This is a genomic window from Heliomarina baculiformis (assembly GCF_019966545.1).
Taxonomy (GTDB): Bacteria; Pseudomonadota; Alphaproteobacteria; order Rhodobacterales; family Rhodobacteraceae; genus Heliomarina; species Heliomarina baculiformis.
This window is the reverse complement of record NZ_JAIMIC010000002.1, coordinates 245,474-260,061: the sequence shown is the minus strand read 5'-3', so window position 1 is coordinate 260,061 and position 14,588 is coordinate 245,474. Positions and strand designations below refer to the sequence as shown.

The following is a 14,588-nucleotide window of genomic DNA, read 5'->3' as shown; positions in this document are numbered from 1 at the left end:
AGTTTTTAACCAGTAGGCCCGCTATTGCGCAGGTCGCGCCGGAGCCTCCGGACGGGTTAACAAGTCATTTTCTTAGTGTGAGTACCTTATTTCAAAAAGAAAAAGGCCATGTGCTCAACGCACATGGCCTGTTTTTCATCTAGAGGGATCGGGTCAGATCATCCCTCTTCGAGCGACAGCGCCACAAAGCGTGGCTCACCGGCGCGGCGCACCAGCAAGAGCAGTGACTTGCGCCCTGCATCCCTAGCCTCGTCGATTCGTTCTTCAAGCTGGGCAAGGCTGGCGACCTTCTGCTGCCCCGCTTCGGTGATCACATCACCCAGACGCAGACCTTTCTCAAAGGCTTCCGAGGTTTCGTCCACGGCGGAAACAACCAGACCTTCGACATCATCCGGGATGTTCAGCTCCTCGCGTTTCTCCGGGGTGAGCACGCCCAGCGTCAGACCCAGAATGTCCTTCTCAACGACGTCCGGTGCCGCCTCGCCTTCGTCACTCGGCGCTTCGGCACGTTCCGCATCCTCGCGACGGCCAAGGGTTACCGCCAGTGTCTTGGTCTCGCCCTCACGGTTCACGACCACATCTACGGTCTTGCCAACCGTGGTATTGCCGACCTGACGCACGAGCGCGCGCGTATCAGCAACATCGACGCCGTCGAAACCGGTGATCACATCCCCCGACAGCAGCCCGGCGCTCTTGGCAGGTCCGTCGGGGACGTCGGTTATCAACGCCCCGGCGGCGGTCTCAAGACCCATCGCCTCGGCGACATCCTCGGTCACGTCCTGAATACGAACGCCAAGCCAGCCACGGCGCGTTTCGCCGTATTCCTGCAGTTGCTCGACCACCCGCATCACCACGTTCGACGCCATGGAGAACCCGATACCGATGGAGCCGCCGTTGGGGGACAGGATCGCGGTGTTCACACCGATCACCTCACCGTCCATGTTGAACAGCGGACCGCCAGAGTTGCCGCGGTTAATGGCAGCGTCGGTCTGAATGTAATCGTCATACGTCCCGCTGAGCGCCCTGTTTCTGGCCGAAACGATCCCGGCCGACACCGAAAAGCCCTGACCAAGCGGGTTGCCCATGGCCATGACCCAATCCCCGACGCGAGCGGTGTCGCTGTCGCCAAAGCTGACAAAGGGCAGCGGCGTTTCAGAGGTGACCTTGAGCAGCGCGATATCCGTGTTCGGATCGGTCCCGATCACCTCGGCGGGAAGTTCATCGCCCGAAAAAAATTCGATCAGGATTTCATCCGCCCCGTCGATCACGTGGTTGTTCGTCACCACGAAACCGTCGGCGGAGATAACAAAACCGGATCCAAGAGCCGAAGAACGGCGCGGACGCGGGCGATCACCTTCGTTATTGCGCTCACGGAAATCGCGGAAGAAATCCTCAAAAGGCGACCCCTCGGGGACGATCCCCTGCGGCCCGGTGCGGCCTTCGACAACCGTCGACGTGGTGATGTTCACGACCGATGGGCTGATTTTCTCAGCAAGTGGTGCAAGGCTTTCGGGTTTGGCAAATGCCATCATGGCCTGCGCAAAGAGGAAAACGAAGGCCAACGCGCTCAACCACAGAAGGCGCGATCTGGTCTCGTCCCTCTGATCCTGTATCCCGGCGCGGGTAACTGCCTGTGACTGCAATGGGACTCTCCTTGTCGACTGTTCCTGTAACACTCGCCTCGCGGCGGCTCAGGTGACTTGGCTTTTATTGTAGTTCCTTTGAAAGGGCTGGCAAAGGGTGTTCCGCCGGATCAACGCTATGTGAAAATTACGAACACTTCGTTGTTCTGTTTCATCGTTATTCCGTCTTTGGTGACGATCCGCCCGCTTGCAATGCCCTCCCAAAAGCAAACGCGCCGCAAAAGCGGCGCGTCCTTTTTATTCGGAAACGGTACTCGTTTCATTCTGGGGAGAGACACCGGCCGCGTCAGCGGGCCGCCCGGACTCTTCCTCTGTCTGCGGCTCGCTTTCCGCAGCAGTGTCCTCGGCAGTTCCGTCGTCCGTCGCTGTCTCCGACGCGGCGGCCTCGGCGTCGCTTTCCCTACGGCTCACCCGGCTTTCCTGCGACGATAGCGCGCCGCGCCCGGCCCCCTCGGCGGACCCGAGATAGTTGAAGAACTCGGAATCCGGCGAAAGCACCATGCTCGAATTCTCGCCCTTCAGCGCCCGGCTGTACGCCGTCAACGAGCGGTAGAATTCAAAGAACTCCGGGTCTCTGCCAAAGGCATCGGCGAAAATGCCGTTGCGAAGCGCATCAGCTTCACCGCGTACGATCTCGGCTTCACGCTGCGCTTCCGAGACCAGCTCGACCACGGTCCGGTCGGCCTGCGCCCGGATCCGTTGCGCGGCTTCGTTACCACGGGCGCGTTCGTCCGTCGCTTCGCGTTCACGTTCTGCCCGCATCCGGTCAAACGTTGCCGCGAGGTTCTGCGACGGGAGATCGGTCGATTTCAGACGCACATCGATGATGTCGACGCCCAGCGCCCGCGCCGCAGTGATCGCGTTGTTACGGATGCGCAGCATAAGCGCCGCCCGGTCCGAACTCAGGATGTCGCTCGAACTGACCGAACCCAGCACTTCTCGGGTCTCGGCGCGCAGGATCGAATCGAGCCGGCTTTCGGCAGCGGTAATACCGCCCGCACCAACCGCCTGACGGAACCGGTTCACGTCGGAAATCCGGTACCGCGCAAAAGCATCGACGACGAGACGACGGTCATCCAGCGGCGTGATTTCAAGCGGGTCGATGTCGCGCGACAGGATACGGTCATCGTACCGCACGACTTCCTGAATGAGCGGGATCTTGAAAGCCAGACCCGGCTCTTCCTTGACCGAGACAACCCGACCAAATTGCAGCACCAGCGCCTTTTCACGTTCGTCCACGATAAAGACCGAGGACAGCAGGCCGACAACCAGTACGAAGATCACCGGCAGGAGAATGGTTGATTTACGCATCAGTTCGACCCTCCCGACGTAGAGCGGTTACGGTTAAGCTCGTTCAGGGGCAGATAGGGCACGATGCCCTGCGACGATCCGTTGCCGTTTTCGTCGAGGATGATCTTGTCGATATCCCCCAGAACCTGCTCCATCGTTTCAAGATACAGACGTTTACGCGTCACTTCGGGGGCCTTTTCGTATTCTTCGAGAACCGCGCTGAAACGGCTCGCTTCACCGGTGGCTTCGTTCACCACGCGGGCGCGATAGCCTTCGGCCTCTTCGATAAGCTGTGCGGCCTGACCACGCGCTTCGGCGAGAACCTGGTTAGCATAGGCGTCAGCGATGTTGCGCGACCGGCTGCGTTCCTGCTCGGCCGCCTGCACGTCGCGGAAGGCATCGATCACGCTTTCAGGCGGATCGGCACGGTCAAAGTTCACGCGAATGATGTTTACACCGCTGTCATAGGCGTCCAGCGTCGACTGAATCAGGTCCAGCAACTGGTCGGCGATGATACCACGGTCACGGTTGAGGATCGGCGCAAGCTGCGACTGCGCGATGATTTCACGCATCGCGGATTCCGACACTGCCCGGATCGTCGGGCGCGGATCACGCAGATTGAACAGGTACTTGGCCGGATCGGAGATATTCCAGACCACCTGGAAATCGATGTCCACCACGTTTTCGTCGCCGGTCAGCATGAGCCCGGCTTCGCTGCCGCGCTGGCCTGTACCGATATCCTCGGTCTGTTCCCGCGTGACCGGGATGACCTCGTAGGTGACCAGCGGCCAGGGCGCAAAGTTCAGACCCGGCTGCCCGACTTCAGAGAAGTCGCCAAGGAACAGCTCGACCGACTGTTCTTCGGGCTTGACCGTGTAAAGGCTCGCCATACCCCAGAGCACCACAGCGCCCAGAATACCCAGACCGATGGTCCCGCGGGTCAGCATCGGGCCACCACCGCCGCGACGCGATCCGCCGCCGTTCTGGCCGTTGCCGCCACCGCGACCGCCCATCAGGACGCGCAGTTGTTCCTGACCCTTTTTGACAAGGTCTTCGATCTCGGGGATCTGGCCACCTTCGGGACGGCGTCCGCCGCCGTTGTTGCGCTCTCCGCCTTCGTTATTGCCCCGGTTTCCTCCGCCGCCGGAAGAGCCTCCGCCCCCCCAGGGGCCGCCGCTATTGCCCGCCATATGTTGTTTTTCCCTCCAGGCCGCCATCTTGCGGCATAATTCCTTGAATGTCCAAGCGCCTGCGCGCCGTTCAACCCGAGCGCGTCGGGCTCCGCATGGTTACGATCTCTTCGGACATGGTCGGGTGAACCGCCACGGTCCGGTCAAAATCTTCTTTGGTTGCGCCCATCTTGATGGCAATACCTGCCATCTGAATCAACTCACCCGCGTCCGGCGCGACGATATGACAACCCAGGATCTTGCGCGATTCCTGCGAAACGATCAGCTTCATCAGTACCTTTTCAGGCTTGTCCGCAAAAGCTGTCTGCATCGGCCGGAACGAGGTCGCGTAGACATCGATCGCGCCAAGTTTCGCAGCTTCGCCTTCGGTCAGTCCAACCGTACCCAGCTCGGGCTGGGTGAAGACCGCCGAGGGGATCAGCGCGTGATCCACCGGTGTCGGGTTGCCCTTGAAGACCGTTTCGACAAAGGCCATGCCTTCACGGATTGCGACCGGGGTCAGGTTGACGCGGTCGGTGACGTCGCCGATGGCATAGATAGACGGCACCGCCGTCTGGCTGTATTCGTCCACTTCGATCTCGCTCGAACGACCCAGCTTGACGCCGACCTCTTCCAGACCCATCGAAACCGTATTCGGACGCCGACCGGTGGCAAAGAAGACCATGTCGAACTCGACCTCCTCGCCGTCCTTGCGGGTCACACGGACCGGGCCATCGCGGTCGTCGCCCGCGGGCGCCAGCGCGGAAATATCGGTTTCGACTTGCAGGTCGATGCCGCGTTCTTTCATGGAGCTGGCGATCAGTTCGCGGGCTTCGTCGTCGAAACCACGCAGAATCTGTTCGCCGCGATAGTACTGTGTCACCTCGACACCCAGACCATGCAGGATACAAGCGAATTCGCAGGCGATATAGCCGCCGCCGACGATCAGCATGGATTTCGGCAGGGTTTCCAGATGAAAGATATCGTCCGATACAATGCCCAGCTCGGCATTTTCCAACTCGGGGCGTACCGGGCGTCCGCCTGTAGCGACAAGAATATGCTTGGCCGTGTAGGTGTCGCCGTTGTCGAGTTCGACCGTATGCGCATCTTTGATCCGCGCCCGCTGGTCGAACGAATCCACACCCGAATTCTTCAGCAGCTTGCGATAGACGCCTTCAAGCCGGTCGAGTTCGGAGTTCAGGTGGCCACGAAAGCTTTCCCAGTTGAACGCGCCTTTGTTGATCTCCCAGCCGTAATGCGCGGCGATTTCCGGCATATCGGCATAGCTTGACGCATAGACCATCAGCTTCTTGGGCACGCAGCCCCGGATCACACAGGTGCCGCCGTAACGGTCTTCCTCGGCCAGCGCGACCTTTGCGTTCGCTTCTCCGGCTGCAACGCGGGCTGCGCGCACGCCCCCCGAACCGCCGCCAATTACAAACAGGTCATAGTCAAAGCTCATCAGCGTGTCAGTCCCTCAGTAGTCCAATCAGTCCGTCAAATCGGTGAACAGATTGTCGGTTTCGACAAAATCCATTCGGTCGTGCTCTATCGTCCCCTTGTGGATATCGCGCAACTCTACCCGGCCGTCGCCAAAGCCGACGACAGCTATGTCACAGATATCTATGAAAAGCCCGTTTTCAACCACACCCGGCACTTGGTTCAGCACCAATGCAAGCTGGCGCGCATCACCAATTCGTTTGAGGTGCAGATCGACGATGTGATTACCCTCATCCGTGACGAAAGGCGTTTCGCCATTCATCCGCAGAGTCGAGTTCTGCCCCAGCACATCCATCGAGATCAGAAGTTCCTCGACAAGCGACTGCGTGGTACGCCAGCCAAAGGGGATCACCTCGATGGGAAGCGGGAACGCGCCCAGTGTTTCGACCTCTTTGCCGATGTCGGCGATTACGATCATCTGGTCGCTGGCCGTGGCCACGATCTTTTCCTGCAAGAGCGCGCCGCCGCCGCCTTTGATCAGGTTCAGCTCTCCGTCGAATTCGTCCGCGCCGTCGATGGTCAGATCAAGCCACTTGGCCTCATCAAGGCTGATCACGTCGATCCCGACTTCGCGGGCCAGCGCCGCGGTGCGCGTGGATGTCGGCACTGCCTTGATCTTGAGCCCCTCGTCACGGACCATTTCGCCAAGGCAGCGCACTAGCCACGCGGCGGTACTGCCGGTCCCAAGCCCGACGCGCATCCCGTCTTCGACAAAATCAGCGGCACGCTTTGCCGCAACGAACTTGGCCTTGTCTATCGGGGACAACTGTCCGCTCATGGCTTCGACTCCCGTATGGTTTCGCGGCGTTATAGGGGGTTTACACGCAAGGGGCGAGGGCCGAATTCACCTGCACCGGCGTCAATTCATTGGTTCTGCTGACATCCTTGTGAAACAGCCTTCATTCCGCGCAACCTGCGACACAAGGTTGTCACCGCTCACCTCGTGACCGGTTTTATCCAAAGGATGTCGCATCTGTTGCTTGTCCCGGTCTGCCGATAGGATATTGCGCGGATATGGATCCAGAAATTCGTCTTCACTATGCCCCGGACAATGCCTCGCTGATCGTGCGGCTGGCCATGCTCGAACTGGGGATCGACCACCGGACCGTCCTTGTGGACCGCTCGGCAAAGGCACAGTCATCGCCCACCTATCGAATGCTCAACCCGCATGGCCTGATCCCAGCGCTGGAAACGCCGGACGGGGTGATATTTGAGACCGGCGCGATCCTGCTCTGGCTGGCCGACAACACTGGTTGCGGCGCCCCGGCCATCGGCACACCCGAACGCGCACAGTTCCTCGCGTGGTTGTTCTTTGTCTCGAATACCCTGCATACTGACCTGCGCACCACTTTCTACCCGATGCAATATGTCGGAGACGCGCCCGACATGCAGACCGCCCTGCAACTGACCCAGCGCAGCCGGATCCGGAACCACCTTGCGATACTCGAAGAACTTGCGGCCGCCACTCCTGTCTGGTTGGATGGCAGTCATCCCTCGGTGCTTTGCTATTATATCGCATGCCTGCTGCGCTGGATGGTGCTCTACCCGCAGGACGACGATCGCAGTTGGTTCGCACTGTCGGATACACCGCATCTGGCGGCCCTGCTCGCCGCGCTCGAAACCCGAGAGGCCGTGAAAGCCGCTCAGCAGGCCGAAGGTCTCGGCCCGACACCGTTCACCGCCCCCACCTATTGCTCTCCGCCCGAAGGATCGGCCACCTAGATGTTTCTCTCAGTTTTCGACATGTTCAAGGTCGGCATCGGCCCCTCTTCATCACACACGATGGGGCCGATGGTCGCCGCCGCCCGCTTTCTCGATAAACTCCGCGACGCGCCCTTCGACGTGGCCGGGGTGCGCGGCTCGCTGCATGGCTCGCTTGCCTTTACCGGTGTCGGCCATGCCACCGACCGGGCGACCATCCTAGGTCTCGCCGGGTTCCAGCCAGAGACCTATGATGCCGACGCCGCCGAAAAAGCGCTTGCCGAGATTCACGAAACCAAAACCATTTCGCCCGAAGGGCTTGGCACGCTCAAGTTCGATCCGAAAACCGACCTGATTTTCGACTATGACCGCGCCCTGCCCGGCCACGCCAATGGCATGAGCCTGATGGCCACAGATGCGCAGGGCGACGTGATCCTCAGCGAAATCTACTACTCCGTCGGCGGCGGTTTCGTCCTGACCGAGGCGGAACTCGCCGAAGGCAAGGCTAAGGACGATGGCCCGCCAGTGCCGTTTCCGTTCAAATCCGCAGCCGAGATGCTCGACATGGCCCGAGAGTCGGGCAAATCCATCGCCGCGATGAAACGCGCCAACGAACTGTCGCGCCGCGCGCCCGGCGATCTGACGCGCGGTACCGCGCGGATCTGGCAAGTGATGAACGACTGCATCGAACGGGGCCTCACCAGCGATGGCACCCTGCCCGGCGGGCTTCAGGTCAAACGCCGGGCCAAGGCGATCCACGACGCGCTTCAGGCAGAACGCGGACTTAACCTCACGCCGCCGCACACGATCAACGACTGGATGAGCGCCTATGCTATGGCGGTGAACGAGGAAAACGCCGCCGGGGGGCAAGTCGTGACAGCGCCCACCAATGGCGCCGCCGGTGTGATGCCCGCCACTCTGCGCTACTACCTCGACCATGTGCCCGGCGCCTCTTCGGCCCATGTGGAGGATTTTCTTCTGACCGCCGCCGCGATTGGCGGGCTGGTCAAGTATAACGCCTCGATCTCGGGGGCCGAGGCCGGTTGCCAGGCCGAGGTCGGCTCGGCCTCGGCAATGGCTGCTGCCGGTCTTTGCGCTGTGATGGGCGGCACCCCGGAACAGATTGAAAACGCTGCCGAAATAGCGCTTGAACATCACCTTGGCATGACATGCGACCCGGTGCGCGGTCTGGTTCAGGTCCCTTGTATCGAGCGCAACGGACTTGGCGCGATCAAGGCAGTCAGCGCCGCGAGCCTCGCGTTGCGCGGTGACGGAACACATCTGGTCCCGCTCGACGCCTGTATCGAAACCATGCGCCAGACCGGCGCGGACATGAGCGAGAAATACAAGGAAACCTCGCTGGGCGGCCTTGCTGTAAACGTGCCGAACTGCTGACATTGCCGTAACGGAACACGCACGAGCTGTGTTGCCAGAACCACGGCACGCTCATACGGTTGAGAAATGTCACAAGACCGTCCCGTATTGGGCATTCTTCTCATGCTCGGTTTCTGCGTCTTCGCCCCGATGGGCGATGCGCTGGCAAAGCTGATCGGTCAGTCAGTCCCGCTGGGGCAGATGATCCTGATCCGCTTTGCCGTTCAGGCGGTTGTTCTGATTCCACTTGTGCTGGCCACAAGGCGGATCTGGCGGATGTCGGGACGGGTGCTGCGCCTCACGCTTTTGCGGACGGTTATGCATATCATCGGAATCGGCGCCATGTTCACCGCGCTGCAATATCTCGAACTCGCCGACGCAGTGGCCATCGCCTTTGTCATGCCCTTCATCATGCTTTTGCTAGGGAAATACGTGCTGGGCGAAGAAGTTGGCGTGCGCCGGCTGCTGGCCTGCGTCGTCGGATTTTGCGGCACGCTAATGGTGATCCAGCCAAGCTTTGCCGAAGTCGGCTGGCCCGCCCTCTGGCCGCTGCTCGTCGCGGTGAACTTTGCCCTCTTCATGCTGGTGACACGACAGATCGCCAAGGAAACGGACCCCATTGGCCTGCAAGCGGTCAGCGGCGTGATGGCCTGCGCGATCCTGCTGCCTATCGAACTCTACGGCACCCGGCTTGGCTGGCACGAGGTCGTCACGCTGATCCCGTTAAGCTCATATGAATGGTCGCTTTTGCTCAGCATCGGTATAATCGGCACTTGTGCGCACCTGCTGATGACATGGTCCCTGCGCTTTGCCCCGTCGGCCACGCTCGCCCCCATGCAGTACCTCGAAATTCCCATCGCGACGCTGTTTGGCTGGCTGATGTTCAAGGACCTTCCCGATAATCTGGCCGCCGCTGGCATATGCGTCACCATCGTGGCCGGGCTCTATATCATCCTGCGCGAAGGCCGCATGGCGCGCAGTGGCGCAGCGGCAAAGCGCGGGAAGGTCTCGGCCGTCGAGGTCGCCGTCAAACCACATCCGCCCGAGATCTGAGCGAAACAATCACCTCATCAAGGCGGGCAAGCGGCAAAATCCCCACCATGCCCGGCCCGTCCATTTCAAGGGTAACCGGCCCCAGCGCGCGATTGGATGTCCCGATCTGCCCGGCCGGAGTAAAAGCCAGCCCGTCAATCGGCCATTCGAGCCCCGTCGAACGCCCGCTCACCGCCCCCATCGGGAACAGCGAAACCACGTCACCCGGTTGAAGTTGCACCTCGAAATGCGCGGGAAGGTGAAAGATCACCTCGTGCCGCCCGATCAATACGCAGGCCTTTTCTGTCAATTGAACCAGCACGTTAAGTACAGCTAGCTGATGATCCACACGGTCACCCAGAAACCCGACCGCCAGAACCATTGGCGCTGAAATCCGGCTCAGCGCCTTGTGAAAATCCGTGGTATCCTGTTCTGCGATCCGAAACAGCCTATCTTCTGGAATGCGCGACAGCGCGTCCGTCGAAATGGAGTCGAAATCGCCGAACACCGCGTCTGGCACATGGCCAGCAGCAAGCACCGGGGCCGCCCCCGAATCCGCCGCCACGAGCGCTGGCGCGCGAGACAGGGCAAGGTCCAGATCGCCGGGGTCGATGGCCCCGCCACCGACAAGCGTTACCGGCGCACCGGTGCAAAAAAGTTTATCGTTCATGGAAAATTAAATGGCATTTTCGTTAACTGATCACAATCTCGCCACGAAATGATACTTTCATTTGCACAGATTCGGGCCGGTTTTGACGCTGTCGACATTGTATAAGACATTGCATTCAAATGCAGAGGACGAGCATCTGATGGTTAATAACAACAAGATTCTGACTGTTTCTTACGGGACTTTTTCCTGCACGCTCGAAGGATTCGACGATTCCTTCGACATGATGAAGGAAATCGCAGAATATTTCCGTACGCTTGCAGCGGATGACCGTTACTTCGGAGCCGAACCTCCCAAGCTTGACGCAGAAATGCTGACCCAGATCGCCCAGCGCGACCGCAGTCGGCAAATCGAAGCCCGTGCCGACGAGGCGGGCACCGGTGTCATTCTCCGCGCCACTTCGCATCAGAACGCGCCCTTTCCGTCGTCACCAGAAGCGCCCGTTGCCAAGGCAGACAAGACCGCCGAAGACATGGTTCAGCCGACGCAAAATTCGCCCGTTTCGGCACAACAAGGCGCGTTTGCAGCCTTCCCCGAATCGACCAGTGTCGCCAGCGCCAGCACCGGCCCCGACAGTATCGCAGCCAAGCTGAAACGCATCCGCGCCGTGGTCTCCCGTAACGAGGCGGAACAAGAGGCCGAGAAGGCAGAAACCGAGGCAGCTGCCGACAAAGTCGAATCCGCGTCCGGTGAGGATGCGATTTACGAGGAAGTCGCGACCTCAAGCGACGCGCCCGATACGGAACTTGCCGCCATCTTCGACCGGATCGACGCCGAGGGCGAGACTGAGGAAACCATCACCGCCGATGGCGATGCCGAGCGTCGTCTGACCGAATATGACGAGGATTACGAAGAAGACAGTGCCGCAGACGATGGCCGTATTCTCGCCGCCCTTGCCGAACAGAAATCCCGGGAACCTCTGGCTGACACAGAAGAAGACGCAGAACCTGAAATCGTATCGGAAGACGAGAACGAGGAACCCGATCTCGACCTGAGCTCTTATTTCGCCGAGCCCGACGAAGAAGAAGTCGCACTGGTCGAAGAGATGGAATCCGACGAAGCAGAACCGGACGCCGCCGAGACCTCCGGAGAAGCCACAGTCGACGAAACGCCGCTCTCCTCCGCTGACGACGAAGAAAACGCCGCCATCTCGCGTGAAAATGCCCGTCGTGTAGAGCTCAAGCGTGCGGAAATCGCAGCGGCTCTTGCCGGTCGCGATGCAGCGGCCGAAGCCATGTCGCAGGAAAACGACAGCGACGACGAACCGGATATGGAACGCTATTCTCCGGCGACGAAGATGACCGGCACCGAAAGCGATCTCTCCGCCGAGGACGAAGCCGACCTTATGCGCGAACTCGCCGCGCTTCAGGACGATCTGATCGGTGAGACCGAAGAGCCGGAAACACCCGAAGAGCCCACCGCGACGCACAAAAGCGATTATGTCGAAATGGAAGAGACAGAAACGGCCACGCAAGGATTGGATAACGACGTTTCCCGCCTGATGGCTGCCGCCGAAGAAAAAATGGACGCGCCGGAGTATTCCACCAGCCGGAACACCTACAGCCGCCTGCGCGCCGCCGTAGCAGCGGCACAGGCAGAACGGTCTGCCGGACACGATCTCAACGACGACAAGGGCGATGACGCCTACCGTCAGGATCTTGCCAGCGTGGTGCGCCCCCGCCGCCGGGACAACAACCGCTCCCAGCGTCCGGAACGGCCCGCAAGCGAAAAACGCGCCGCCCCGCTCAAGCTGGTCGCCGAACAGCGTATCGATATCGAACAGTCCGAGAATTCGCGCCTCCCGGTCCGCCCCCGCCGGATCACGACGGAATTGCTCGATACGTCTGCCGACAGCCAGTCCGAGGCCTTTGCCAGCTATGCCAAGCAGATGGGCGCCAAGGATCTGCCCCAGCTTCTCGAAGCGGCGGCGGCCTACCTTTCATTTGTCGAAGGGCGCGAGGAATTCTCCCGGCCCCAGCTGATGAACAAGGTCCGCCAGCTGCCCTCCATCGAGTTCAACCGCGAAGACGGACTCCGTTCCTTCGGTTTGCTGCTGCGCGAAGGCAAGATCTGCAAAAATGGCGGTGGACGTTTCACCGCCTCGGTCGATATCGGCTTTCGCCCGGCCAAGCGCGCCGCCGGCTGACAAGAACGTCAGTCGCGCTGATCCGGATCTGCCTGCCCGACGCCCTTGAACACAAATTTGAACGGCAGCGCCCAGATCACGCCCAGCGCGACATAGACAAGCAGTTCAACAAAAATCGAGGGCCGCTCGATCCGGTTCAGAATGTTGACCGCCAGAATGATGTAAAGCGGCAGGCCGATCAGCAAGATGACAAGGGCCCAACGCCGCCGCGCTTTGTATGACAAGGCCATCAGCCCCTCCTTCTGCAATGCATCTGTTTTCCTCTTGCGGAAAATACTCCCGCCGGAGGCACCGCGTTTTCCACCGGAAAACGCGGTTTTCCCTGCACGATCAGATCAATCCGCGAAGGGGTCGGTCACAAGGATGGTATCTTCCCGCTCCGGCGAGGTCGACAGGAGCGCGACGGGGCACTCGATCAGTTCCTCGACCCGGCGCACGTATTTGATCGCCTCGGCAGGCAGATCAGCCCAGCTGCGCGCCCCTTCGGTCGATTCCGACCAGCCCGGCATTTCTTCGTAAACCGGCGTGCAGCGCGCCTGCTGTTCGGCAGCCATCGGAAGGTAATCCAGCCGCTGTCCGTCCAGATCGTAGCCGACGCAGATCTTCAGCTTATCGAACCCGTCGAGCACGTCCAGCTTGGTCAGGGCGATACCATTGACGCCAGAGGTCGCACAGGTCTGACGCAGCAGGGCCGCATCGAACCAGCCACACCGCCGCTTGCGCCCGGTAACGGTGCCGAATTCACGACCCCTTTCGCCAAGGCGCTGACCGTCCTCGTCATGCAACTCGCTCGGGAACGGGCCTTCGCCGACGCGGGTCGTATAGGCTTTCACAATCCCCAGCACGTAATCGATGCCGCCCGGACCGATTCCGGTGCCGGTTGCCGCCTGCCCGGCGATCACGTTCGAAGACGTCACGAAAGGATAGGTGCCGAAATCGATATCCAGCAAGGCGCCCTGCGCCCCTTCAAACAGGATGCGCTTGCCTGCCTTGCGCTTTTCGCTCAGCACTTTCCAGACCGGCGCGGCATAGGGCAGCAACTCGCCCGCGATTTCCTTCAACTGCTCGATCAGCCCCTCGCGATCAATCGGATCGATCCCCAGACCACGGCGCAGCGGATCGTGATGCTGCAGGGCACGGTCGACCCGCGCAATCAGCGTCGCCTCATCGGCGAGGTCCGCAACCCGGATCGACCGGCGTCCGACCTTGTCCTCATAGGCTGGCCCGATGCCACGCCCGGTGGTGCCGATCTTGGTGCCTTTGGAGGCGGCTTCTTCGCGCGCCCGGTCAAGTTCTCCGTGGATCGGCAGGATCAGCGGCGTATTCTCGGCGATCATCAGCGTTTCAGGCGTGATCTCCACGCCCTGCTCGCGGATCGACGCGATTTCCTTGACCAGATGCCACGGGTCAAGCACGACACCATTACCGATGACCGAAAGCTTGCCGCCACGCACCACACCCGAAGGCAGCGCATTCAGCTTGTAGACCTTGCCATCGATGACAAGCGTATGGCCGGCGTTATGCCCGCCCTGAAAACGCGCGATCACATCGGCGCGCTCGCTCAGCCAGTCAACGATCTTGCCTTTTCCCTCGTCACCCCACTGGGCGCCGACAACGACAACATTGGCCATAACCAGTCCTTTGATAATTGGTTCAAACCCGCGCCCGTATAGCGATGCCACAGCCCCGGCGAAACCGGAAATTGCGCTCTACGGCAGGAAACAGCGCTTTCAGATCGCCTGTTCGTCGGACTCGGACAGGCGAACGGGTTCACCATGCGGCGTGGACAGATAGGCCCGCTCCCAGGCCGCGCGGACCGACCCCGCCTCCTCCGGCAGTGCCGATCCCTGCTCTGCCAGAAGCTTTTCGAGCGTTTCCAGCCAGGCCATGAAATAATCGTTGCCCCCGTCGAGATCCCGCGCCAACCCATGGGCGGCAAGGGTGGCACCGAACCTTTCGGCCCAGTCGGGCCAAGCGAACCGCCCGGATTCGTTGAGATGCACGGTGAGCGCGAAAAGCTGCGCGTGCCACGGTTCGGCAAAGGCCGGTTCGGGGATGTCCGGCAT

At 60.7% G+C, this 14,588-nt stretch carries 13 protein-coding genes; 4 read left to right on the top strand and 9 right to left on the bottom strand.

What is annotated here, in order from left to right; translation table 11 throughout:
- Positions 1 to 158: 158 nt before the first annotated feature.
- The 5 genes from MF268_RS04870 to rpiA all read right to left on the bottom strand — a co-directional run bounded on the left by MF268_RS04870 (position 159) and on the right by rpiA (position 6,380).
- Complete coding sequence (locus MF268_RS04870) at positions 159 to 1,643, bottom strand: DegQ family serine endoprotease (RefSeq protein WP_420485415.1); 1,485 nt, start codon at positions 1,641 to 1,643, stop codon at positions 159 to 161.
- 237 nt (positions 1,644 to 1,880) lie between these two features.
- Positions 1,881 to 2,954, bottom strand: coding sequence for a protease modulator HflC (hflC, locus tag MF268_RS04865; RefSeq protein WP_238369779.1), 1,074 nt, complete (start codon positions 2,952 to 2,954; stop codon positions 1,881 to 1,883).
- Positions 2,954 to 4,123, bottom strand: coding sequence for an FtsH protease activity modulator HflK (hflK, locus tag MF268_RS04860; protein WP_238369778.1), 1,170 nt, complete (start codon positions 4,121 to 4,123; stop codon positions 2,954 to 2,956). Before hflK ends, hflC begins: the two co-directional genes overlap by 1 nt.
- A 70-nt stretch (positions 4,124 to 4,193) precedes the next feature.
- Complete coding sequence (gene gor, locus MF268_RS04855) at positions 4,194 to 5,567, bottom strand: glutathione-disulfide reductase (RefSeq protein ID WP_238370204.1); 1,374 nt, start codon at positions 5,565 to 5,567, stop codon at positions 4,194 to 4,196.
- Between the two features lie 24 nt (positions 5,568 to 5,591).
- The gene (gene rpiA, locus MF268_RS04850) at positions 5,592 to 6,380 is read right to left on the bottom strand and encodes a ribose-5-phosphate isomerase RpiA (RefSeq protein WP_238369777.1); all 789 of its coding nucleotides are present in this window, start codon (positions 6,378 to 6,380) and stop codon (positions 5,592 to 5,594) included.
- A gap of 236 nt (positions 6,381 to 6,616) precedes the next feature.
- On the opposite strand from rpiA, the gene MF268_RS04845 reads away from it, so the two are divergent.
- The 3 genes from MF268_RS04845 to MF268_RS04835 all read left to right on the top strand — a co-directional run bounded on the left by MF268_RS04845 (position 6,617) and on the right by MF268_RS04835 (position 9,730).
- On the top strand, positions 6,617 to 7,324 hold the full coding sequence (locus tag MF268_RS04845; RefSeq protein ID WP_238369776.1) for a glutathione S-transferase family protein: 708 nt from the start codon (positions 6,617 to 6,619) through the stop codon (positions 7,322 to 7,324).
- Positions 7,325 to 8,698, top strand: a complete 1,374-nt coding sequence (locus tag MF268_RS04840) for an L-serine ammonia-lyase (protein ID WP_238369775.1) — start codon at positions 7,325 to 7,327, stop codon at positions 8,696 to 8,698.
- Positions 8,699 to 8,764: 66 nt separating this feature from the next.
- The gene (locus MF268_RS04835) at positions 8,765 to 9,730 is read left to right on the top strand and encodes a DMT family transporter (RefSeq protein WP_238369774.1); all 966 of its coding nucleotides are present in this window, start codon (positions 8,765 to 8,767) and stop codon (positions 9,728 to 9,730) included.
- Here the strand turns inward: MF268_RS04835 and MF268_RS04830 are convergent.
- A complete protein-coding gene (locus MF268_RS04830; protein WP_238369773.1) occupies positions 9,705 to 10,379 on the bottom strand; it encodes a thiamine diphosphokinase in 675 nt (224 codons plus the stop codon). The genes MF268_RS04835 and MF268_RS04830 overlap by 26 nt on opposite strands.
- 139 nt (positions 10,380 to 10,518) lie before the next feature.
- Between MF268_RS04830 and MF268_RS04825 the strand changes: the two genes are divergently transcribed.
- Positions 10,519 to 12,522 carry a prolipoprotein diacylglyceryl transferase gene (locus MF268_RS04825; protein WP_238369772.1) on the top strand — a complete coding sequence of 668 codons (2,004 nt, stop codon included), beginning with the start codon at positions 10,519 to 10,521 and terminating at the stop codon, positions 12,520 to 12,522.
- Positions 12,523 to 12,530: 8 nt separating this feature from the next.
- On the opposite strand, the gene MF268_RS04820 is transcribed toward MF268_RS04825, so the two are convergent.
- The 3 genes from MF268_RS04820 to MF268_RS04810 all read right to left on the bottom strand — a co-directional run bounded on the left by MF268_RS04820 (position 12,531) and on the right by MF268_RS04810 (position 14,588).
- Positions 12,531 to 12,752 (bottom strand): DUF2842 domain-containing protein, encoded by a 222-nt coding sequence (locus MF268_RS04820; RefSeq protein ID WP_238369771.1) that lies wholly within the window; start codon positions 12,750 to 12,752, stop codon positions 12,531 to 12,533.
- Between the two features lie 105 nt (positions 12,753 to 12,857).
- Entirely contained in the window at positions 12,858 to 14,153 is a 1,296-nt protein-coding gene (locus MF268_RS04815; RefSeq protein ID WP_238369770.1) for an adenylosuccinate synthase, read from the bottom strand.
- 99 nt (positions 14,154 to 14,252) lie between these two features.
- Entirely contained in the window at positions 14,253 to 14,588 is a 336-nt protein-coding gene (locus tag MF268_RS04810) for a nitrile hydratase accessory protein (RefSeq protein WP_238370203.1), read from the bottom strand.